Origin of the sequence: Streptomyces sp. NPDC048584, from assembly GCF_043199595.1 — a bacterium.
In the GTDB taxonomy this organism is placed as follows: Bacteria; Actinomycetota; Actinomycetes; order Streptomycetales; family Streptomycetaceae; genus Streptomyces; species Streptomyces edwardsiae.
The window spans coordinates 95,767-116,022 of the sequence record NZ_JBICWF010000020.1; the positions used below are offsets into that span (position 1 = coordinate 95,767).

The following is a 20,256-nucleotide window of genomic DNA, read 5'->3' on the forward strand; positions in this document are numbered from 1 at the left end:
TCATTACCGGCTACGGGGAGTGTCCCCGAGGGCGGCCGACCGCACCGCCGCCGGTTCACTCTTCTCGGCGTCCGCCTTCTCCGCGGCCGCGCGGGTCCGCTCCCTGGACTCGCGGCGCACCAGCACGAACCAGCCGACCGGCACGGCCGCCGCGAACAGCCACCACTGGATGGCGTACGCGTAGTTCAGCGCCGCGTTCTCCTTGCCGGGGTTCCCGAGCCGCTGCGGGGTGCCGTCCTTCGGTTCGGGGGCCGTCTGCGCCACATAGCCGCCGAGCACCCGGGCGCCGAGCCGCTCCGCCTCCCGCTCGCTGTCGACCAGCATGATCTGCCGGTCCGGCAGACCCTCCAGATCCTTGATGCCGCTCGCCTCGGTCGTCTCGTCGGGCATCAGCCGGCCCGTGACCGTGACCTCGCCGCGCGGTGGCGCGGGAACCTCCGGGAACGCGGTCTGGCTCGGCCCGTCCGCGGGGATCCAGCCCCGGTTGACCAGCAGGACCTGCCCGCCGTCGAGGACGAACGGGGTCAGGATGTGGAAGCCGATCTCGTCGTCGCCGTTGGTGCGGCGGCGGACGACGACCTCGTCATCGGTGTCGAAGTGCCCCTTGGCGGTCACGGTCCGGTACCGCTCGGCACGCGTCACGGCCTCTCCCGGGGCGGCCAGCCGCTCCACGGGCACCGGATCGGCGGCCAGAGCGTCGGCCACCAGCTGGTTCCGGGCGGCGCGCTCGTCGTGGCGGTCCATCTGCCAGATGCCCAGCCTGATCATCGTAGGGATGAGAAGCAGGGCGACCAAGGTGATGATCACCCATTGCCGGGACAACAGAAAGCGGTACACCCCACGACCGTACAACTCGGCCAGGGGGTGCATTGAGCCGGGTACGTCCCCGAGACGAAGGACCCGGCCGCCCTGCCCTCGTCGTCCCGGGTGGCACCTGACCGCCCGGCTCCACGCCGACCCCGCGCGGGCGACGGCCTTCCCCGCCCGGATCCCGACAGCCGGCCGCCGTTGCGGGCAGCACCCAGGACGCCGCATCCGGACAGGACGCCTACGCCGACCAGGTGCCGTGTCTCGCCGATGTGGAGCAGTCGGCTTGCGGGCGCTTTCCCGGCGGCCGACCATGCCGCTTATGACACGTTGTGAAGTGTGCGGCAACGACTACGCGCTGGCGTTCACCGTAGAGACCCGGGACGGTGCCCGCCACGTCTTCGATTCGTTCGCCTGCGCGATCCATCGCATGGCCCCCATCTGCGAGCACTGCCGGGTGCAGATCATCGGCCAGGGCGTCGAGGCCGACGGACACTGGTTCTGCGGCGCCCACTGCGCTCGTGCGGAGGGCAAGGTGGGCATTGTCGACAAGGTCGGATCACTGGCGTAGAAGGCGGCGGCCTGTTCCGTGAGGAAGGGGCCGCCTCTCCTTCCTCACCGCCGGTCACCCGTCCGTACGGTCAGGCCTTCGCCGCCGGTTCCACGTTTCCGAGGAGCTGGCCGAACGCGGCCTCGTCGACCACCGGGGTGCCGTACTGCCGGGCCTTGAGCACCTTGGACGTGCCCGAGTCCGGGTCGTTGGTGACGAGGAGGCTGGTGAGCCGGGACAGGCTGCCGGCGACATGCAGGCCCGCCTCCGTCGCGCGGTCCTCCAGCAGGTCCCGCTCGGTCGAGGTGTCACCGGAGAACGCCACCCGCATGCCCTGCTTGAGCCGCCTGCCCGGTTCGAACCGCCCCGGATTGGGATAGGGGCACGCGGGCCGCTTGCGGGACGGTCGCCAACTCGTCGGCCGGTAGCCGCCCTGCTGCCCGATGCGGGGCCGGTCCGTCCACTCGGTCAGCGGCAGGCACTCGTGCAGCGGCAGCCGTACGCCTCCCGCCGCCGCGGCCCGCAGACTGGGCCGGAACGCCTCCGCGAGCACCCGCGCGTCGTCCAGCGCGTGGTGCGCACGCTGCTGGACGACACCGTAGTGCGCGGCGAGCGACTCCAGCTTGTGGTTGGGCAGCGGAAGCTTCAGCTCCTTGGAGAGGGCGATGGTGCACAGCCGCTGCTTCACCGGCGCCTCGCCGCGCGCGCGGGCGTACTCCCGGGCGATCATCTGCCAGTCGAAGACCGCGTTGTGCGCCACCAGCACCCGGCCCTCCAGCCGGGACGCGAACTCCGCGGCGACGTCCTGGAAGAGGGGCGCCCCCTCCAGCACGTCACTCGTCAGACCGTGTATCCACACGGGGCCCGGGTCCCGCTCCGGATTGACCACCGTGTACCAGTGGTCCTCGACCTCGCCGCGCGCGTCCAGCCGGTAGACGGCCGCGGAGATGATGCGGTCGTCCCGGGCCAGCCCCGTGGTCTCCACGTCGACGACCGCGTATCCCCGCGGATAGGCGGCCGGCCACGCGGTGGGGGAGGACACTGCGGTCGTGAGGTCATCGAGCATGGTTCACGAGGATACGGCCCCCCGCCGACACCCCGGTCCGTCAGGTCCCCCGTGCGGCCCGGACGTTGAGATGCCGGGAATGTCCGTACGCATCCCGAAGACCCGTTCACCAGCGGATCGGCACCGGAAGCGCCGTCAGCAGCCCCGACACCGCGACCACCGCACCCAGCGCGTACACCTCCGCCCGCGCGGGGACGCAGGCGGTCAGCGGGTCCTCCGCGCGGGCCAGCCGGACCCGCGCCCACAGGGCGAGCACGGCGACACCGGCCATCAGGATCACCTTGGCCAGCAGGACCCGCCCGTACGCCGTGTCCGTGAGCTGTTCCAGGACCGTCTCCGGCGGCATCCGGCGCAGTGAACTCCACACGCCCGTCGCGGTGATGGCGACGAGCAGCACGGCCGCCGCGCGCGCGTAGCGCCCCAGCAGTACGGCGCCCGCCTCCGCCCGCCTCCACAGCCGCAGGGTGCGCAGCACGTGCACCAGACCGCCCACCCAGACCGATGCGCAGACCAGGTGCACCAGGGTCAGTCCGGAGCCGGTCAGCGGGCCGTACTCGGTCGTCGGATGCGCGCGCAACGCCTCCGCGACCATCACGGCGGCCAGCGGCCACACCTGCGTACCGGGCCGGCCGGAGGCCGCGCACAGGGCGGCCGCGAGGAAGGCGTTGACCTCCAGGAGCGCAAGCTTCCCGTCCCGGGAGTCGTACAACCCGCCGACGTCGATGTCACCGAGCCCGCCGGGCACCAGATTCCCGGTGGCCACCACGGACGCAAGCCCCAGAGCGGCGACGAACCCGACCGAGTTCGCCACGACGGCCCAACTCCGCGGCGCGGCAGGGGGAGCACCCGGCACGCCACGCACCAGCCGCCGCACGAACAGTTCACCGACGGGCACGGCCAGCACCGCGAACACCACCGTCCGCAGCAGCCCGATCCCCCCGCTGCCGGGCACATCGGCTTCCCCGGTCCCCCGCAACGCGGCCTCCGGCCCCCACACGGGTATCAGCGCCCCGAGAGCGACCAACACGAGCACGGCGACACCCCGCCGCTCCCCACCCACCTCAACTCCGGATCTCACGCCACCAACCGTATCCGCGCCCCCACCCCCACCAACCGCGGGCAGCGGCGCGCCTACCCGCGGGCCCCCCGCAACTGCGGGCAGTCGTGCCTCCCCCAGTGCCTTAAGGGCCTGGGAGGTACCCCCAGGGCGGCACGGGTGGGCGCGGCGGCACCCCGCGGACGCCGGGCCGCGCGCCCCCCGCCCCCAGCTCAGACCCACCGCGCCGAATCCGCACCCCAACGCCCCGGCGCCCGCCCCCAGTCACGCGGCCCACCCTCGAACACCACCGGCGACAACGCGTACCGCAACCGCCCCAGCGGACTGTCCCGCTCCGCGAGCCACCGCCCGACGGGCACGTCACCAGGAACGCCGACGTCTCCAGACCCCGCCAGCAGCCACCCCGCCGTCCGCGCCAAAGCGACCCGCACCACCCTGCTCCCCCCGACCGACACCTGCTCACCCACCGCCCGCAACACCCCCGCGGCCAGCAAGTACCCCGACCCATGGTCAAGCGCCTGCGCCGGCAGCACCCCGGGCCGCGCCGACGAAGAGGCCGAACCCGACCCCCCTTCGACCACGGCGATCCCCGTACCCACCTGCACCAGACTGTCGAACCCCCGCCGCCCGCCCCACGGCCCGTCCGCCCCCCACGCCGACAACTGCGCCACCACCACCCCCGGCCGCCGAGCGGCCAACGCCTGCGCGGACAGCCCGAACCGCTCCAGCGCCCCCGGCCGATACCCCGTCACCACCACATCCGCAGCAGCCAGCAGCTCCTCGAACCCGTTCCGCCCACCCGCCTCCAGATCCAGCAACGCGGACCGCTTCCCGAACCCCGTGTCCGCGTGCTGGTCCACAAGCTCCGGCAGCCCCGGCGCGTCCAGGCGCAACACATCCGCCCCCAGCAGCGCGAGCGTGCGTGTGGCGACCGGCCCCGCGATCACCCGCGTGAGATCCAGCACCCGCAGCCCCGCAGCGGGCAACAGCGGATCCCGGCCCACCGGAGCGAGCACCCGCGCGGGCGCCGAATCCAGCCGCGCGCGCTCCACCAGGGGCCGCGAGGCCACCGCCACGCCCTGCGGATGCGCCGCCCACTCCGAGGGTGTCCGCAACGCCACGGCCAGCCCCCCGGCCTCGTACACCGCCTCCTCGACCTCATGCGCACAAGCCCGGGCGAGTAGCGCCGCCACCGCGTCCGGATCGTCCGGCGCCCCCAGCGCGGCGAGCAGCCGGGCCCGGTGGTGCGGATAGTTCGCGTGCGTCCGCACCCACCCGTCGGCGGTGCGCCAGAACCGGGACAGCGGCGCGAAGTTCTCCGGCGCCCGCCCGTCCACCAGCAGATGCCGTTCGCTGACGAACGCCGTGGCCACCGCCCCGTCGTCCACCCGCACCGCCGGCACCTCGCCCCCGCCCGTCCGCAGCGCCGCCAGTTCGGCGGCGGCCAGCGCGCACGCGCCCACACAGGCGCGCGCCAGCCCCCGTACCGGAAGCCGGGCATCCAGCACACCGGGCCGTTCGACGGCCGACACACGTGACAGAAGGGCGGGATCGCCGCCCAGAGCGGACCATACGGACGCGAGATCGGTCATGCCCGCACTATGCCGCCCCAGCCGGAGCGCAAACGAAAGGGGCCGGGCATGACAGCCCGGCCCCTCCCACGGAGAACTACCGCGTCACCGCGTCCAGCGCGTCCGCGGTACCCCAGCCGTAGAACCCGTTGCGGTTCTTCGGCCCCTCGCACACCGCGTCGACCTTGCCGTCACCGTTGATGTCGTACGGGTCCGTGCACGCGGTCGCGTCGGCCTCCGCGTACAGCAGCGCCTTCACCAGCGCCGGCGAGGCGTGCGGATGCGTCGACTTGATGAGCGCGGCGACGCCCGCGACGTGCGGGGACGCCATCGACGTACCCGCCATGTAGCCCCACGACCCGCCGGGCAGCGTGCCCAGGATCAGACCGCTGGTGGCGGGCGGTGCCGGCGTCTGGTAGGCCGTCGAGTCGCCGCCGGGCGCGGCGATGTCGATGAAGCCCCGGCCGTAGTTGGAGAACGACGACTTCAGACCCTTCGCGCCGGTCGCCGCGACCGTGACGACACCGGGCAGCTGGGTCGGGATGTCGAAGCACTCGTCGGGGTCGATCACCCGGTCCGACGGGGTGCCGTCGTTGGGGGAGACCGGGTCGGTGATCTCGTCGGCGGCGAGGTCGTAGTTCTCGTTGCCCGCCGCGGCCACGTTCACCGCGCCCTTGCGCTCCGCGTACTTCGACGCCCGGGTGACGGCCTCGACGAGCGCCTTCTGGTCCGGGTCGTCCGAGCAGTTGAAGTACCAGGGGTCGGTGTAATAGCTGTTGTTGGTGACGTCGACCCCGTGCTCGGCCGCCCACACGAAGCCGCACACCACGGCCTCGGTGTAGAAGTAGCCGTCCGGGTTGGACACCTTGATGCCCGACACCTTCACGCCCGGCGCGACACCGGTCATACCGACGCCGTTCTTCGCGGCGGCGATCTCACCGGCGACATGCGTCCCGTGCGGGCTCTCCTGCGCGCCCGGCCGCCAGGCGCCGTCGCTGGTGTCCGGCTTGCCCGACACACAGTTGACCGACGCGGCCCGGTCGAAGTTGGGCGCGATGTCCGGGTGGGTGTCGTCGACTCCGGTGTCGATGACGGCGACGGTCACCTTGGAGCTGCCCAGCGACTTCTCGTGCGCCTTGTCCGCCTTGATGGCGGGCAGGTCCCACTGCAGGCCCTGGAGCGGGTCCTGCCCCTCGGCCGCCGCGGACTGCGCGCGCGCGATCTCGGCGGCACTGAGCGCCTTCGGGGTGACCGTGTCCGCGGTGGCCGCCGACGGCAGCGGCGCGTTGCGGGTGGCACCGGCCGACTGCACCCCGCGCACCTTACGGATGGTCTTCGCGAAGTCGGCGTTCGAGGAGTGGACGACGATGACGCCGATCCTGTCGTACGACGTCACGACGGTGCCGCCGGCCCTGCCGATCGCCTTCCTCACATGCGCCGACGTGCCGGGTCCGCCCTTGACGTTGACCACGTAGCTGAGCGACGCCGCGTCGGTGGAGACCGAAGCCGCCTGCTCGGGGGCCGGGGCGGCCGAGGCGGCGGTGTTCGGCAGGAACGCCAGTGCCGTCGCCATGGCCATCCCGGCGGGGATGACGAGCGCGCGGCGGTGACGCGGGTGGGACGCTGTCATGAAGTCTCCAGTTCGTTCACGCGTACGGAGCGGGAGGAAGGGAAGTGCGGTGCCGCGCCGGTCACTTGACCGCGCGGAGCGCGTCGACGACGCCGAAGCCGTAGAAGCCGTTGACCCGGCTGCCGCCCTCGCAGGTCGCGTCCTGCACGCCGTCGCCGTCCTGGTCGTACGACTCGGGGCAGCCCGGGTTGTCCGCCTGGGCCTTCAGCAGCGCCTGCAACTGGGCGGGGGAGGCCCACGGGTGCTTGGACTTCAGCAGGGCGGCGACACCGGCGGCGTGCGGGGAGGCCATCGAGGTGCCCTGCAGCCAGGCGTACTCGCCGTTCGGCATGGTCGACAGGATGCGGCCGTCCTTCGACGGCGTGTCCGGCAGCTGGTAGCGGCGGTCGCCGCCCGGCGCCGCGACGTCGATGACACCCTTGCCGTACGTGGAGTAGTACGACTTGAGGTTCTGGACGCCCGTCGCGCTGACCGTGACGACACCGGGCAGCTGGGTCGGCACGTCGAAGCACTCGCTCGGGTCGATGGTGCGCGTCCCCGGCGTGGTGTCGTTCGGGCTGGAGTCGTCCACGATGGCGTCGGAGGCCAGGTCGTGGTTGGAGTTCCCGGCCGAGGCCAGGTGCAGCGTGCCCTTCCGCTGCGCGTACAGCTGGGCGCGGTTGACCGCGTCGACGATCGCCCTCTGGTCCGGGTCGTCCATGCAGTTGTAGAGCCACGGGTCGACGTAGTAGCTGTTGTTCGTGATCTCCACGCCGTGGTCGGCGGCGAACACGAACGCGCAGACGACGTTCTCCGGGTAGAACAGCCCGTTGTCCGGGTCGCTCACCTTGATGCCGGCCACCTTCACGCCGGGTGCCACACCGGCGACGCCGATTCCGTTGCGGGCCGCGGCGATCTCACCGGCCACATGGGTGCCGTGGTAGTCGTCGGCCGTGTACGGACGCCAGGCGCCCTCACTGGTGTCCGCCTTGCCACCGACGCAGTTGGCCGACTGGGCGGCGGAGAAGTTCGGGGCGAGGTCCGGGTGGGTGTCGTCGACGCCGGTGTCGATGACGGCGACGGTCACCTTGCGGCTGCCGTCGTTGATCTTCGCGGCCTTGTCGGCGCCGATCGCCCGCAGGTCCCACTGGTCGGCCTCGAGCGGCTCGCTGTCCGGCGTCTTCGCGGAGACGGCCCCGGTCCGCGCGGCCTCGGCGGCCGTGACGAAGTCGGCGGCGCCCTCGTCCGTCGTCCCGGCCGCGGTCAGCGGCGCGGTGCGGGTGGCGCCGGCGGACTGGACCCCGCGCACCTTACGGATGGTCTTCGCGAAGTCGGCGTTCGAGGAGTGGACGACGATCACGCCGATCCTGTCGTGCGTCACGACGACCTTGCCGCCGGCCGCGGCGATCGCCCGCTCGACCGACGCGATCGTGCGACGGTCCGCCCTGGTGTTGACGACATACGCCAGGGCGGGCGCGTCCGTCGCCTGCTCGGCCGACACCGTCCGCGGGGCCGCCGAGGCCGCCGCCGGCAGGAAGCCGAGCGAGGCGGTCAGCGACAGCACGACGGGCACGGCGAGAGCGAGCCGGCGTCTGGAACGCAGATGAGCCATGGGGTCTCCACATCATCCGGAAACGAAACCGCCCGAGGCACAAGGGTGGTGCTCGGGCAGGTACATGACGGGGTGGTGCAGGGTGAAGTTATCCCGCGCTCTCGCTGGCCAGCAATGTTTTGCCGGGAACGTCTTCGGAAATCGGCAGGGGAAAAGAATGGGCCGACCGGTTGAACCGGTCCTCGCGTGGCGCCGTGCCCTTGGGCAGGAAGCGCGAGGACACTCGCCTTTCGTCCCCGCCCGTACCAACCGCACCGCGAGGAGACTCCGTGGCCGCCGAAGCACCGCCCCCCTCGACAGAACAACACAAACTCCCCACTCCCGAGGAGTTCACCGAGGTGCAGGAGAGCGCGGAGTTCGGTGAACTGCGCCGCGCCCACCGTTCCTTCGCCTTCCCGCTGACGATCGCCTTCACGGCCTGGTACCTGCTGTACGTCCTGCTCTCCAACTACGCGGGCGACTTCATGGGCACCAAGCTGTTCGGCAACATCAACGTCGCCTTCGTCTTCGGCGTCCTGCAGTTCGTCACCACGTTCCTCATCGCGTGGTGGTACTCCCGGCACGCCGCCACCAAGCTCGACCCCAAGGCCGAGGCCATCAAGACCCGTATGGAGGGCGGCGCATGAGCCCCGCGATCACCCATGTCACGCTCGCGGCGAACGAGGCCAGCGAACACCGCACGCTGATCATCACCCTGTTCGCGCTGTTCGTCCTCGCCACCCTCGGCATCACCGTCTGGGCCGGACGGCAGACCAAGGACGCCGCCGACTTCTACGCGGGCGGACGGCAGTTCAGCGCCTTCCAGAACGGACTCGCGGTCTCCGGCGACTACATGTCGGCCGCGTCCTTCCTCGGCATCGCCGGCGCCATCGCCCTCTTCGGCTACGACGGCTTCCTGTACTCCATCGGCTTCCTGGTCGCCTGGCTGGTCGCCCTGCTGCTGGTCGCCGAACCGCTGCGGAACTCCGGCCGCTACACGATGGGCGACGTCCTCGCCTACCGCATGCGCCAGCGCCCCGTGCGCACCGCCGCCGGCACCTCCACCATCGTCGTGTCGATCTTCTACCTGCTGGCCCAGATGGCGGGCGCGGGCGTCCTCGTCTCACTGCTGCTCGGCATCACCTCCGACGCCGGCAAGATCCTCATCGTCGCCCTCGTCGGCGTCCTGATGATCGTGTACGTCTCCATCGGCGGCATGAAGGGCACCACCTGGGTCCAGATGGTCAAGGCCGTCCTGCTGATCGGCGGCACCATCCTGATCACCTTCCTGGTGCTGCTGAAGTTCAACTTCAACATCTCCGACCTGCTGGGCAGCGCCGCGGAGAACAGCGGCAAGGGCGACGCCTTCCTCGAGCCCGGCCTCCAGTACGGCGCCGACGGGACCACCAAGCTGGACTTCATCTCCCTCGGCATCGCCCTGGTGCTCGGCACCGCCGGCCTGCCGCACATCCTGATCCGCTTCTACACCGTGCCCAACGCCAAGGCCGCCCGTAAGTCCGTGAACTGGGCCATCGGCATCATCGGCGGCTTCTACCTGATGACCATCGCCCTCGGCTTCGGCGCGGCGGCACTGATCTCCCAGGACGAGATCATCGCGTCCAACCCGTCCGGCAACACGGCCGCCCCGCTGCTCGCCCTGCATCTGGGCGGTGTCGACTCCGCCTGGGGCGCGATCCTGCTGGCCACCATCTCGGCGGTCGCCTTCGCGACGATCCTCGCCGTGGTCGCGGGTCTCACCCTGGCCTCGTCGTCCTCCTTCGCGCACGACATCTACGCCAACGTCATCCGCAAGGGGCAGGCCACCGAGAAGGAGGAGATGCGGGCGGCCCGCTGGGCGACCGTCGCCATCGGCGTCGTCTCCATCGCGCTCGGCGCCCTCGCCCGGGACCTGAACGTGGCCGGTTTGGTCGCGCTGGCCTTCGCGGTCGCCGCCTCCGCCAACCTGCCCACCATCCTCTACAGCCTGTTCTGGAAGCGGTTCACCACCCAGGGCGCGCTGTGGTCGATCTACGGCGGTCTGATCGTCGCCGTCGGCCTGGTGCTGTTCTCGCCCGTCGTCTCCGGCGACCCCAAGGCGATGTTCCCGGACGTCGACTTCGCCTGGTTCCCGCTGAAGAACCCGGGCATCATCTCCATCCCGTTCGGCTTCGCGATGGGCTGGCTCGGCACCGTCCTGTCGAAGGAGGAGCCCGACGCCAAGAAGTTCGCGGAACTGGAGGTCCGCTCCCTGACCGGCACCGGCGCCCACTGACCCACACCCGCGCACGGCCGCGTCGTACGACTCTCTCCGGGTCGTACGACGCGGCCGTCCCGCATCCCGGGGCCTGGGCCCTGTCGTCACTCCCCGGCTGCCGCGCGAGGCCATGCACGCGCCTCCGCGGCCCCTGGGCGCGGGAGGTGACCCCACCCGCCGCACGGCCTGCCCCTCCGGGCGGACGAGGGAATACGACGAGAGGGCCAAGGCTCCCTGGGGGTTGTCGGTGGCGTCACGTAGGCTCGGAGGCAGCCGGGCACGAGTGATCCGCGTCGAGGGAGGGGGCCCACGTGCTCATCGACACCTACGGCCGAGTGGCCACTGATCTGAGGGTCTCGCTCACCGACCGCTGCAATCTGCGCTGTACCTACTGCATGCCCGAGGAAGGCCTGCAGTGGCTGGCCAAGCCCGACCTGCTCACCGACGACGAGATCGTCCGCCTCGTCGGCATCGCCGTCACCTCCCTCGGTATCGAGGAGGTCCGCTTCACCGGCGGTGAACCGCTGCTCCGCCCCGGGCTGGTCGGCATCGTCGAGCGGGTCGCCGCGCTGGAACCCCGCCCGCAGATGTCCCTCACCACCAACGGCATCGGCCTGCGGCGCACCGCGGCCGCCCTGAAGGCGGCGGGCCTGGACCGGGTCAACGTCTCGCTGGACACGCTCCGCCCGGACGTCTTCAAGACCCTCACCCGCCGCAACCGCCACCAGGACGTCCTCGACGGCCTGTACGCGGCCCGCGAGGCCGGACTGACCCCGGTGAAGGTCAACTCGGTCCTGATGCCGGGGCTCAACGACGACGAGGCGCCCGACCTCCTCGCCTGGGCCGTGGAGCACGACTACGAGCTGCGCTTCATCGAGCAGATGCCCCTGGACGCCCAGCACGGCTGGAAGCGCGACGGCATGATCACCGCCGGGGACATCCTGACGTCCCTGCGCACCCGCTTCGAACTGACCCCCGAGGGTGACGAGGCCCGCGGCTCCGCCCCGGCCGAGCGCTGGCTGGTCGACGGCGGCCCGCACCGCGTAGGCGTCATCGCCTCCGTCACCCGCCCGTTCTGCGCGGCCTGCGACCGCACCCGCCTGACGGCCGACGGCCAGATCCGCACCTGCCTCTTCGCCACCGAGGAGACCGACCTCCGCGCCGCCCTCCGCTCGGACGCCCCCGACGAGGAGATAGCCCGCATCTGGAAACTGGCGATGTGGGGCAAGAAGGCAGGAGCAGGCCTGGACGACCCGACCTTCGTCCAGCCGGACAGGCCCATGTCAGCAATCGGAGGCTAGGTGGTCCGACATCGTGGGGCCGACGGTCCGGCAGAGGCCGACGGCAACCCCCGGGGGCGCGGGGAACCGCGCGACCGGCCACGGCGGACCCGTGGCGCTCAAACCCCCCGCGCTTCCCACTCCTGCAGGGGAACGACGTCCTTCAAGAACCCCCGAACCCCCAGGAACTGGGACAGATGCTCCCGATGCTCCTCGCAGGCGATCCACGTCTTCCGCCGCTCAGGCGTATGAACCTTGGGGTTGTTCCACGCAAGCACCCACACGGCCGCGGCGCGGCACCCCTTCGCGGAACAGACAGGCGTCTCGGAATCAGAAAGCGTCACGCCAGTGACCCTAACCCGCCCCGAAATGGCGACGCCGAGCAGCCACGGGGGGAGCTGCCCGGCGTCGGTCCGTCGCTCCGACGGGGGATGCGGAGCGCGTACGAAGTATGTCACGGGTCACCCCGCCCCCGGCACCGGAACAACATGATTGATCTGAGGTTTTATTGAGCTTGGCGGGGAAGTGTCTTCCGCTTGAGGCCGCCGGCCCACACCCCCCGATCCTCACGCCCGTTCGGAACGCTCCGTTCCTGTGCCCCGCGCCGCCTGTGACGCGACATCTTCCGCATCGGATTCCGTCGAACCGTCATTCGTCCGCGGCGGCGTGATCATCGGCTTCATCGGCGCCGTCACGAACGTCGACGGCAGAGACGGCGCGTTCTCGCGCCCGGCGTTGGCGATCACCACCGCGATGTACGGCAGTACCGCCCCGAGCACCAGCGCCACGATCGCGACGTGCCTCTCCACGTTCCAGAGCGTCGCCGCGAGGATGACCGAGATCGTACGGACGGCCATCGAGATCACATACCGGCGCTGCCGCGCCCGCACATCGTCATGGAGACCCGCCCGGGCGCCGGTGATCCGGAACACCTGGACGCTGCCGCCGCCATGCTGCTTCCGCATCACATTCCACCATCCGCCCGCTCGGACCTTCCCCGTACCTGACCGGCCGGGGCGCCGTTCCGTGACACCGGTTCCGGACATGTCCACGTTACGCCGCACCCGGGTGCGCGACGAGAGCGGGTCACCCCGGCCGGGCGCCGCCCCGGCTGCGCCGTAGCGCGTACGGCATGCCCGACATGCGGCGTACGGCGTACCGGCCGACACTGTCCGTAATGCTCGCGTCAAGCCGTACGAGGAGGCAGCCATGGGCTGGTTGTGGGCGATCATCGTGGGATTCGTGCTCGGTCTGATCGCCAAGGCGGTGATCCCCGGCAAGCAGCACATCCCACTGTGGCTGGCCACCATCTGCGGCATGATCGGCGCCGTCGTGGGCAACGCCATCGCGCGGGGCTTCGGTATCGAGGAGACCCGGGGCATCGACTGGGGCCGGCACATCTTCCAGCTGGGCGCGGCCATCGTCGTCGTCCTGCTCGCGGAGATGCTGTACACCGCGATGAAGCGCAGGAAGCACGAGGGACAGCGGGTCTGACCCGCCGCCGTACGGTGACGGAGGGGCGGTCCCCGGCATGCGCCGGAAACCGCCCCCGGGTCCGTACGGGCCGTCGGCTCAGCCGGCCGTGACCTCCACCGCCGCCAGGTTCTTCTTGCCCCGGCGCAGCACCAGCCAGCGCCCGTGCAGCAGGTCCTCCTTCGCGGGGACGGCGTCCTCGGCGGTGACCTTGACGTTGTTCACGTAGGCGCCGCCCTCCTTCACCGTGCGCCGCGCGGCGGATTTGCTCGGCACCAGGCCGACCTCGGCGAGCAGGTCGACCACCGGACCCAGCTCGGTCACCGTGGCGTGCGGCAGCTCGGAGAGCGCCGCCGCCAGCGTGCGGTCGTCCAGCTCGCCCAGCTCGCCCTGCCCGAAGAGTGCCTTGGACGCGGCGATCACGGCGGCCGTCTGCCCGGCGCCGTGCACCAGCGTCGTCAGCTCCTCCGCCAGCGCGCGCTGCGCGGCCCGGGCCTGCGGGCGCTCCTCGGTCTGCCGCTCCAGCTCCTCCAGCTCCGCACGGGACCTGAAGGACAGGATCCGCAGGTAACCCGAGACGTCCCGGTCATCCGTGTTCAGCCAGAACTGGTAGAACGCGTACGGCGTCGTCATCTCCGGGTCGAGCCAGACGGCCCCGCCCTCGGTCTTGCCGAACTTGGTGCCGTCCGCCTTCGTCATCAGCGGCGTGGCGTAGGCGTGGGCCGTGGCGTCCGGCTCCAGCCGGTGCAGCAGGTCGAGACCCGCCGTGAGGTTGCCCCACTGGTCGCTGCCGCCCTGCTGCATCGTGCAGCCGTAGCGCCGGTACAGCTGGAGGAAGTCCATCGCCTGCAGCAGCTGGTAGCTGAACTCCGTGTAGCTGATGCCCTCGGAGGACTCGAGGCGCCGGGCGACGGAGTCCTTCGTCAGCATCTTGTTGACGCGGAAGTGCTTGCCGATGTCCCGCAGGAACTCGATCGCGGAGAGGTTCTGCGTCCAGTCGAGGTTGTTGACCATCGTGGCCGCGTTCTCGCCCTCGAAGGCCAGGAACGGCTCGATCTGGCCACGCAGCCGCCCGACCCAGCCCGCGACGGTCTCCGGCGGGTTCAGCGTGCGCTCCGCGGTCGGGCGGGGGTCGCCGATCTGGCCCGTGGCCCCGCCGACCAGCGCCAGCGGCCGGTGACCGGCCTGCTGGAGCCGGCGCAGGGTGAGCACCTGCACCAGATGCCCCACGTGCAGTGACGGCGCGGTCGGGTCGAAGCCGCAATAGAACGTGACGGGACCGTCCGCGAGCGCCTTGCGCAAAGCGTCCTCGTCGGTGGACTGGGCGAACAGCCCGCGCCACTTCAGCTCGTCGACGATGTCCGTCACGGTTCTCGTGTCTCCTCGATGATCTTCGGCCGGTCGGGTGACGGCCGGTTGCGAACGCCTACGAGGTTATACGCCCTGGCTGACAGAGCTCATATTGAAATCGGGGACGCGCAGCGCGGGCATCGCCGCCCTGGTGAACCAGTCGCCCCACTCCCTGGGCAGCGTCTTCTCCGTACGGCCCGCCTCCGCCGCGCGGCCGAGCAGGTCCACCGGCGACTCGTTGAACCGGAAGTTGTTCACCTCACCGGTCACCTCCCCGTTCTCCACCAGGTAGACGCCGTCCCGGGTCAGGCCCGTGAGCAGCAGCGTCGCCGGATCGACCTCGCGGATGTACCACAGGCAGGTCAGCAGCAGGCCACGACCGGTGGCCGCGACCATCTCCTCCAGCGAGCGGTCGTCACCCCCGTCGAGGATCAGATTGTCGATCGCGGGCGCCGTCGGCAGTCCGGTCAGCCCGGCACCGTGCCGGCTGGTGGTCAGGTGCGTCAGCTCACCCGCGCGGATCCAGTCCGTCGCCGTCAGCGGCAGCCCGTTGTCGAACACCGACTGGTCCCCGCCGGAGGAGTGCGCGAGCACGAACGGCGCCGACTCCAGGCCCGGCTCGCTTGGGTCGCTGCGCAGGGTCAGCGGCAGCTCGGACAGCCTCTCGCCGACCCGGGTGCCGCCGCCCGGCTTGGAGAACACCGTGCGGCCCTCCGCCGCGTCCCGCCCCGACGCCGACCACAGCTGGTAGATCAGCAGGTCCGCCACCGCCGTCGGCGGCAGCAGCGTCTCGTACCGGCCCGCGGGCAACTCGAGCCGCCGCTCGGCCCAGCCCAGACGTACGGCCAGCTCCGCGTCGAGCGCCGCCGGGTCCACGTCCTTGAAGTCCCGCGTGGAACGCCCCGCCCACGCCGAGCGCGTACGGTCCGGCGACTTGGCGTTCAGCTCCAGCGTGCCGTTCGGCTGGTCGTGCCGGAGCCGAAGCCCCGCCGACGTACCGAGGTAGCTGGAGACCATCTCGTGGCTGGCGAAGCCGTACAGCTCCCGGCCACCGGCCCGCGCGCGGGCGAACGCCTCACCCAGCGCCGGCGCGAAGTCGGCGAACACGGCCGACGACGTCTCGGCCGGCGCCTGCGTGAACTCCGGCGACGGGGCCACCCCCGTGACCAGCGGCTGCGCGTCCTCCGCGGGACCCGCACCCCGCGCGGCGGCCTCGGCGGCCCGCACCAGCGGCTCCAGCTCGTCCACGGTCACCGCGGACCGGGACACCACCCCGGACGCCGTGCCCCGCGCCCCGTCCACCGTCGCGATCACGGTGAGCGTGCGCCCGCGCGTGACACCGTTCGTGGTGAGCGCGTTGCCCGCCCAGCGCAGATTGGCGCTGGACTCCTCGTCGGCGATCACGACACACCCGTCGGCCCGCGACAGCTCGAGCGCACGCTCGACGATCTCGTACGGCTTGCTGCTACGCGCGCTCATCGCCCGGCCTCCTGCGTCGTATTGAGACTGTGCTTGCCCGGGGGGCGACCCCCGGACCCCCGGCCGGTTCCGGTGCTGAGGCTCATCGCCCGGCCTCCTGCGTCGTATTCAGGATGTTGACGCCCTTGAAGAGGGCCGACGGGCAGCCGTGCGAGACCGCGGCGACCTGTCCCGGCTGGGCCTTGCCGCAGTTGAAGGCGCCGCCCAGGACATACGTCTGCGGGCCGCCGACCGCCGCCATGGAACCCCAGAAGTCCGTGGTCGTGGCCTGGTAGGCGACGTCCCGCAGCTGCCCCGCCAGCCGCCCGTTCTCGATCCGGTAGAAGCGCTGCCCGGTGAACTGGAAGTTGTACCGCTGCATGTCGATCGACCACGACCGGTCCCCGACGACATAGATGCCCCGGTCCACGCCCCCGATCAGGTCCTCCGTCGACATCCCCGCCGGATCCGGCGCCAGCGACACATTCGCCATCCGCTGCACCGGCACATGGCCGGGGGAGTCCGCGAACGCGCATCCGTTGGACCGCTCGAACCCGGTCAGCCTCGCGATCCGCCGGTCCAGCTGGTAGCCGACCAGCGTGCCGTCCTTCACCAGGTCCCACGACTGTGCCTCGACGCCCTCGTCGTCGTAGCCCACCGTGGCCAGCCCGTGCTCGGCGGTGCGGTCACCGGTGACGTTCATCAGCTCGGAGCCGTACCTCAGCTTGCCCAGCCGGTCGAAGGTGGCGAACGACGTCCCCGCGTACGCCGCCTCGTAGCCCAGCGCACGGTCCAGCTCGGTGGCGTGCCCGATCGACTCGTGGATCGTCAGCCACAGGTTGGACGGGTCCACCACCAGGTCGTACAGCCCCGCCTCGACGCTCGGCGCCCGCATCTTCTCGGCGAGCAGCTCCGGGATCCGCGCCAGCTCGTCGTCCCAGTCCCAGCCGGTGCCCGTCAGATACTCCCAGCCCCGGCCGACGGGCGGCGCGATGGTGCGCATGGAGTCGAACTCACCGCTGGAGCCGTCGACCGACACGGCCGTGAACGCCGGGTGCAGCCGCACCCGCTGCTGGGTGGTCACGGTCCCGGCCGTATCGGCGTAGAACTTGTTCTCGTGCACGGTGAGCAGCGAGGCGTCGACATGGTCCACCCCGCTCGCCGTCAGCAGCCGCGCGCTCCACTCGGCCAGCAGCCCGGCCTTCTCCTCGTGGGGCACGGCGAACGGATCGATGTCGTACGACGACACCCAGGTCTTCTCGGAGTGCACCGGCTCACCGGCCAGCTCCACCCTCTCGTCCGACCCGGCCGCCCGGATCACCTGCGCGGACAGCTTCGCCATCGCCACGGCCTGCGAGGCGACCTTGGCGGCGGCGTCGAGGGTCAGGTCCACCCCGGACGCGAACCCCCAGGTCCCGCCGTGCACCACCCGCACCGCGTACCCGAGGTCGGTGGTGTCCGACGACCCGGCCGGCTTGGCGTCACGGAACCGCCAGGACGCACTGCGCACCCGCTCCAGACGGAAATCCGCGTGCTCGGCCCCGAGCGCCCGCGCGCGGGCCAGCGCGGCGTCGGCGAGGGGGCGCAGGGGGAGTGCCAGGAATGACTGATCGATGTCATGGGGCACGGGTGGACATCCCTTCGGGGCTTGCCTGTGGTGACCATCGGAGGCAGTGAACCATGTCCCACCCCTCGGGCTCCCCTGGAAAAGCACGGCGAGGACGGCAAACCGGCGGGCGGGTACGGGAGCCGCTCCCGTACCCGCCCGCCGGCGTCACGTACTACGTGACCTCAGTCGTCCAGAGAGACGTCGGCCGAGTGGGCCGCGAAGGCCGCCCAGGTGGCCGGCGTGACGACGAGAGGACGGACGCGCTTGTCCTTGGAGTCACGAATGTGGACGGCCTCGGGGCGCACGGCGACCTCGACACAGTTGTCACCCTCGCCGCCGCTGTAGCTGCTCTTGAACCAGCGCAGCTGATCAGTGGTGCTCATAGTGCTCCTCGCATCCGTTCCAACAGGCTTACGGTAGCCCGGCAGTCCAATGCCTGGGAACGCAGTTTGCCATAGCGCTGGAGGAGGACACTCAGGTCGTTCGGGGCAGTGATCAGGTTGCTGGATCGCTGTCCCTCGGTGTAGCCGATCCACTGGTGCGTTGGCGTCTCGGCCAAGTACATGTGCCCCTCGATGCCACAGTGATCTTCTTGCTGAAGCGGCATGATCTGGATCTCGATGTTGTGCTGTTGCCCAACGCGGAGGAGGCGGTCGATGACTTCTCCGGCCACGGTGGTTCCCCCGACGCGTCGCTCCAGAACGCCCTGCTCGATGACGAAGCTGAAGGCGGTATTCGGCTGCGACGCCAAGAGATCCTGCCGCTCCAGCCTCGCGCATACTTGCCGTTCGATCTGCTCCTGCGTGAGGGGCGGCAAGTTGCGCTCAAACACCGCCCGCGCGTATCCCTCCGGCTGCAACAACCCAGGGACCGCCCGGCACTCGTACGCATACAAGGAGATCGCCTCCTCCTCGATCCCCGCCCAGTGACGGAACCACGACGCCAGTCCCGCCCTCCGTGTCAGACTCTTCGCCGCTGCCGTGAGGACCTTGACCGCGACCGGCCCCAGGACCTCCTCCGCCCGCGCGGGCAGGTCCGTCGGCGGGAACCGTTTCCCCTGCTCGATTTTGGCGACGTACGCGGCCGAGTACCGTACCCGCACCGCGAACTCCTCCTGCGTCAGGCCGGATTCCTCGCGCAATGCCTTGAGAACCGCGCCGAAGGTCTTCAGACTGTCGGAGAGTTCCGCCTCCGTGCCGTTCGTGCCGCCGTTCCCGCCTCCGCTGTGGTCCGCCCTCATCGTTGCCTGCCTCCCGTGTCCGCGTCCTCACGCCTCGCTCAACCCCGCCCGACCCCCCCGAGGTCACGGGAGTTACCCACCCAGTCCAGAGTGTGGACCGATACAGCCACGCCTGTATGGGTGTTGTCCCTGTTGGGGGCCGGGAGCGGCCCGGAAACCCCCGTGGTTGCTAGAAGTGGTCGGGCAGCCAGGGCTCGAACTGTGTCGTGGTGCGGACGAGGATTGCGAGCGTCCTCTCCGATACGGCGTGGACCCCGGCCATGCGGGCCGAGGTGGTGGACCGGTAGCCGCCGGCGTACCAGACCGCGAGCTGCTGCTGTGTGAAGGTCACCTGGCCCTGGACGTGGGTGGGGACGATCTCGGCCGTTCCGGCCTTGATCTGAAGCATCCACCTGCCCCGGTCGCCGTTCTCGTTGCTGATCTCGACCGGTACGTCGGTGGTGACATCGTCCGGCCAGCCGCGGAGCCGGATGGCCTCGGGGATGTCGAGGATGCGGAGCATCCAGGGGTGCCAGGCTTCGGCGGTGGTGCGGTGGTGGCGGAGTCCGTGGAGGAGGGTCGGGTAAGGGGGGAGGGCACCGCGCCGGAAGGTGATGGTGCGGGCGCGGGTGTTGTGGCGGCCGAGGAAGGAGAGCATGGCGGCGGCCGTGGCCTGGCCGACGGCCCAGAAGTCGTGGACGGTCAGGCTCGTGCCGTGGCGCTCGTGCCGTTTGGTGGTGAGGCTGAGCAGGCCGGTGGTGGGGTGGCCGGGCCGGGCGAAGCGGTAGGTGGTGAGGTTGCTCTTGTCCTGCTTCCACCGGGTCCACCAGGTGGGCCGGTGGACGGGGCCGTTCCACTGGCGGGCGAGGTCGCGTTGGAGGCTTTCGGCTTCGTCGGTCAGTCCGTGCTCGGCTTCGAAGTCCTCAGTGGTGAAGGAGCGCTTGAGGTCGTCGGTGGCCACCGCCCAGGCGAGAACGTTGGTGGGGGCTTCCCATCCGAGGCGGCGGGCGTAACCGGTGGAGGAGGTGCTGATCGTGGAGATCACGGCTCCGCGCTCGATCAGGGGACGCAGTCGTTCGGCCGTCATGTCGGTGGCCAGGTGGTCGCCGCGTTCCTCGGGGGCCACGCAGCCGTCACCGAGGCAGGCGCTGGGGACGGGAGCGCCGCCGAAGTACTGGTCGACGAGGAGGCCGAGGCCGCCGGCGACGACCCGGCCGCCGCGGACGGCGACCCGGAGGTCGGCGTGTTCGCGCAGGTGGGTGATGTCGCCGACCGGGTGGCCGTAGGCGCGGGTGGCGAGTTGGTCGTATTGCTCCCACTGGCCGTCATCGGCTGGGGCGAAGGTCAGCTGCTGGTTCATGG

At 71.0% G+C, this 20,256-nt stretch carries 19 protein-coding genes; 5 read left to right on the forward strand and 14 right to left on the reverse strand.

Annotation, left to right across the window (positions count from 1 at the left end):
• Positions 1-3: 3 nt before the first annotated feature.
• Positions 4-837, reverse strand: coding sequence for an SURF1 family protein (locus tag ACGFR9_RS33135; RefSeq protein ID WP_393216149.1), 834 nt, complete (start codon positions 835-837; stop codon positions 4-6).
• A gap of 292 nt (positions 838-1,129) precedes the next feature.
• Here ACGFR9_RS33135 and ACGFR9_RS33140 point away from each other — a divergent pair, with 292 nt between their 5' ends.
• The gene (locus ACGFR9_RS33140) at positions 1,130-1,378 is read left to right on the forward strand and encodes a hypothetical protein (protein WP_311648475.1); all 249 of its coding nucleotides are present in this window, start codon (positions 1,130-1,132) and stop codon (positions 1,376-1,378) included.
• A 70-nt stretch (positions 1,379-1,448) separates the two neighbouring features.
• On the opposite strand, the gene ACGFR9_RS33145 is transcribed toward ACGFR9_RS33140, so the two are convergent.
• From ACGFR9_RS33145 to ACGFR9_RS33165, 5 genes are all read right to left on the reverse strand, one after another.
• Positions 1,449-2,423, reverse strand: coding sequence for a DEDDh family exonuclease (locus ACGFR9_RS33145; protein ID WP_393216152.1), 975 nt, complete (start codon positions 2,421-2,423; stop codon positions 1,449-1,451).
• 106 nt (positions 2,424-2,529) lie between these two features.
• Complete coding sequence (locus ACGFR9_RS33150) at positions 2,530-3,501, reverse strand: CopD family protein (RefSeq protein WP_393216155.1); 972 nt, start codon at positions 3,499-3,501, stop codon at positions 2,530-2,532.
• 191 nt (positions 3,502-3,692) lie between these two features.
• On the reverse strand, positions 3,693-5,072 hold the full coding sequence (locus ACGFR9_RS33155) for a CoA transferase (protein ID WP_393216158.1): 1,380 nt from the start codon (positions 5,070-5,072) through the stop codon (positions 3,693-3,695).
• A 76-nt stretch (positions 5,073-5,148) separates the two neighbouring features.
• Positions 5,149-6,681 (reverse strand): S8 family serine peptidase, encoded by a 1,533-nt coding sequence (locus ACGFR9_RS33160; protein ID WP_393216161.1) that lies wholly within the window; start codon positions 6,679-6,681, stop codon positions 5,149-5,151.
• A 61-nt stretch (positions 6,682-6,742) separates the two neighbouring features.
• Positions 6,743-8,272 carry a S8 family serine peptidase gene (locus ACGFR9_RS33165; RefSeq protein WP_393216164.1) on the reverse strand — a complete coding sequence of 510 codons (1,530 nt, stop codon included), beginning with the start codon at positions 8,270-8,272 and terminating at the stop codon, positions 6,743-6,745.
• 269 nt (positions 8,273-8,541) lie between these two features.
• On the opposite strand from ACGFR9_RS33165, the gene ACGFR9_RS33170 reads away from it, so the two are divergent.
• The 3 genes from ACGFR9_RS33170 (at position 8,542) to moaA (ending at position 11,806) form a co-directional block, all read left to right on the forward strand.
• Positions 8,542-8,898, forward strand: a complete 357-nt coding sequence (locus ACGFR9_RS33170; protein WP_393216166.1) for a DUF485 domain-containing protein — start codon at positions 8,542-8,544, stop codon at positions 8,896-8,898.
• Positions 8,895-10,523, forward strand: coding sequence for a cation acetate symporter (locus ACGFR9_RS33175; protein WP_393216169.1), 1,629 nt, complete (start codon positions 8,895-8,897; stop codon positions 10,521-10,523). The genes ACGFR9_RS33170 and ACGFR9_RS33175 overlap by 4 nt, the downstream gene beginning before the upstream one ends.
• 293 nt (positions 10,524-10,816) lie before the next feature.
• Positions 10,817-11,806 carry a GTP 3',8-cyclase MoaA gene (moaA, locus tag ACGFR9_RS33180; RefSeq protein WP_311648462.1) on the forward strand — a complete coding sequence of 330 codons (990 nt, stop codon included), beginning with the start codon at positions 10,817-10,819 and terminating at the stop codon, positions 11,804-11,806.
• Positions 11,807-11,904: 98 nt separating this feature from the next.
• Here moaA and ACGFR9_RS33185 read toward each other — a convergent pair whose 3' ends face one another.
• On the reverse strand, positions 11,905-12,129 hold the full coding sequence (locus tag ACGFR9_RS33185) for a hypothetical protein (protein ID WP_393216172.1): 225 nt from the start codon (positions 12,127-12,129) through the stop codon (positions 11,905-11,907).
• A gap of 222 nt (positions 12,130-12,351) precedes the next feature.
• The gene (locus ACGFR9_RS33190) at positions 12,352-12,750 is read right to left on the reverse strand and encodes a DUF3099 domain-containing protein (protein ID WP_393216248.1); all 399 of its coding nucleotides are present in this window, start codon (positions 12,748-12,750) and stop codon (positions 12,352-12,354) included.
• 244 nt (positions 12,751-12,994) lie between these two features.
• On the opposite strand from ACGFR9_RS33190, the gene ACGFR9_RS33195 reads away from it, so the two are divergent.
• Positions 12,995-13,279 (forward strand): GlsB/YeaQ/YmgE family stress response membrane protein, encoded by a 285-nt coding sequence (locus tag ACGFR9_RS33195; RefSeq protein WP_030224275.1) that lies wholly within the window; start codon positions 12,995-12,997, stop codon positions 13,277-13,279.
• A gap of 78 nt (positions 13,280-13,357) precedes the next feature.
• On the opposite strand, the gene tyrS is transcribed toward ACGFR9_RS33195, so the two are convergent.
• From tyrS to eis, 6 genes are all read right to left on the reverse strand, one after another.
• The gene (gene tyrS / locus ACGFR9_RS33200; protein ID WP_393216175.1) at positions 13,358-14,626 is read right to left on the reverse strand and encodes a tyrosine--tRNA ligase; all 1,269 of its coding nucleotides are present in this window, start codon (positions 14,624-14,626) and stop codon (positions 13,358-13,360) included.
• A gap of 66 nt (positions 14,627-14,692) precedes the next feature.
• Positions 14,693-16,087, reverse strand: coding sequence for a metallopeptidase TldD-related protein (locus ACGFR9_RS33205; RefSeq protein ID WP_393216178.1), 1,395 nt, complete (start codon positions 16,085-16,087; stop codon positions 14,693-14,695).
• Positions 16,088-16,169: 82 nt separating this feature from the next.
• On the reverse strand, positions 16,170-17,693 hold the full coding sequence (locus ACGFR9_RS33210) for a TldD/PmbA family protein (protein WP_393216181.1): 1,524 nt from the start codon (positions 17,691-17,693) through the stop codon (positions 16,170-16,172).
• Between the two features lie 164 nt (positions 17,694-17,857).
• Positions 17,858-18,058, reverse strand: coding sequence for a DUF397 domain-containing protein (locus tag ACGFR9_RS33215; protein ID WP_393216184.1), 201 nt, complete (start codon positions 18,056-18,058; stop codon positions 17,858-17,860).
• Positions 18,055-18,915, reverse strand: a complete 861-nt coding sequence (locus ACGFR9_RS33220; protein ID WP_393216187.1) for a helix-turn-helix domain-containing protein — start codon at positions 18,913-18,915, stop codon at positions 18,055-18,057. Before ACGFR9_RS33220 ends, ACGFR9_RS33215 begins: the two co-directional genes overlap by 4 nt.
• 169 nt (positions 18,916-19,084) lie before the next feature.
• Positions 19,085-20,254 carry an enhanced intracellular survival protein Eis gene (gene eis / locus ACGFR9_RS33225; RefSeq protein WP_393216190.1) on the reverse strand — a complete coding sequence of 390 codons (1,170 nt, stop codon included), beginning with the start codon at positions 20,252-20,254 and terminating at the stop codon, positions 19,085-19,087.
• Positions 20,255-20,256: the final 2 nt, after the last annotated feature.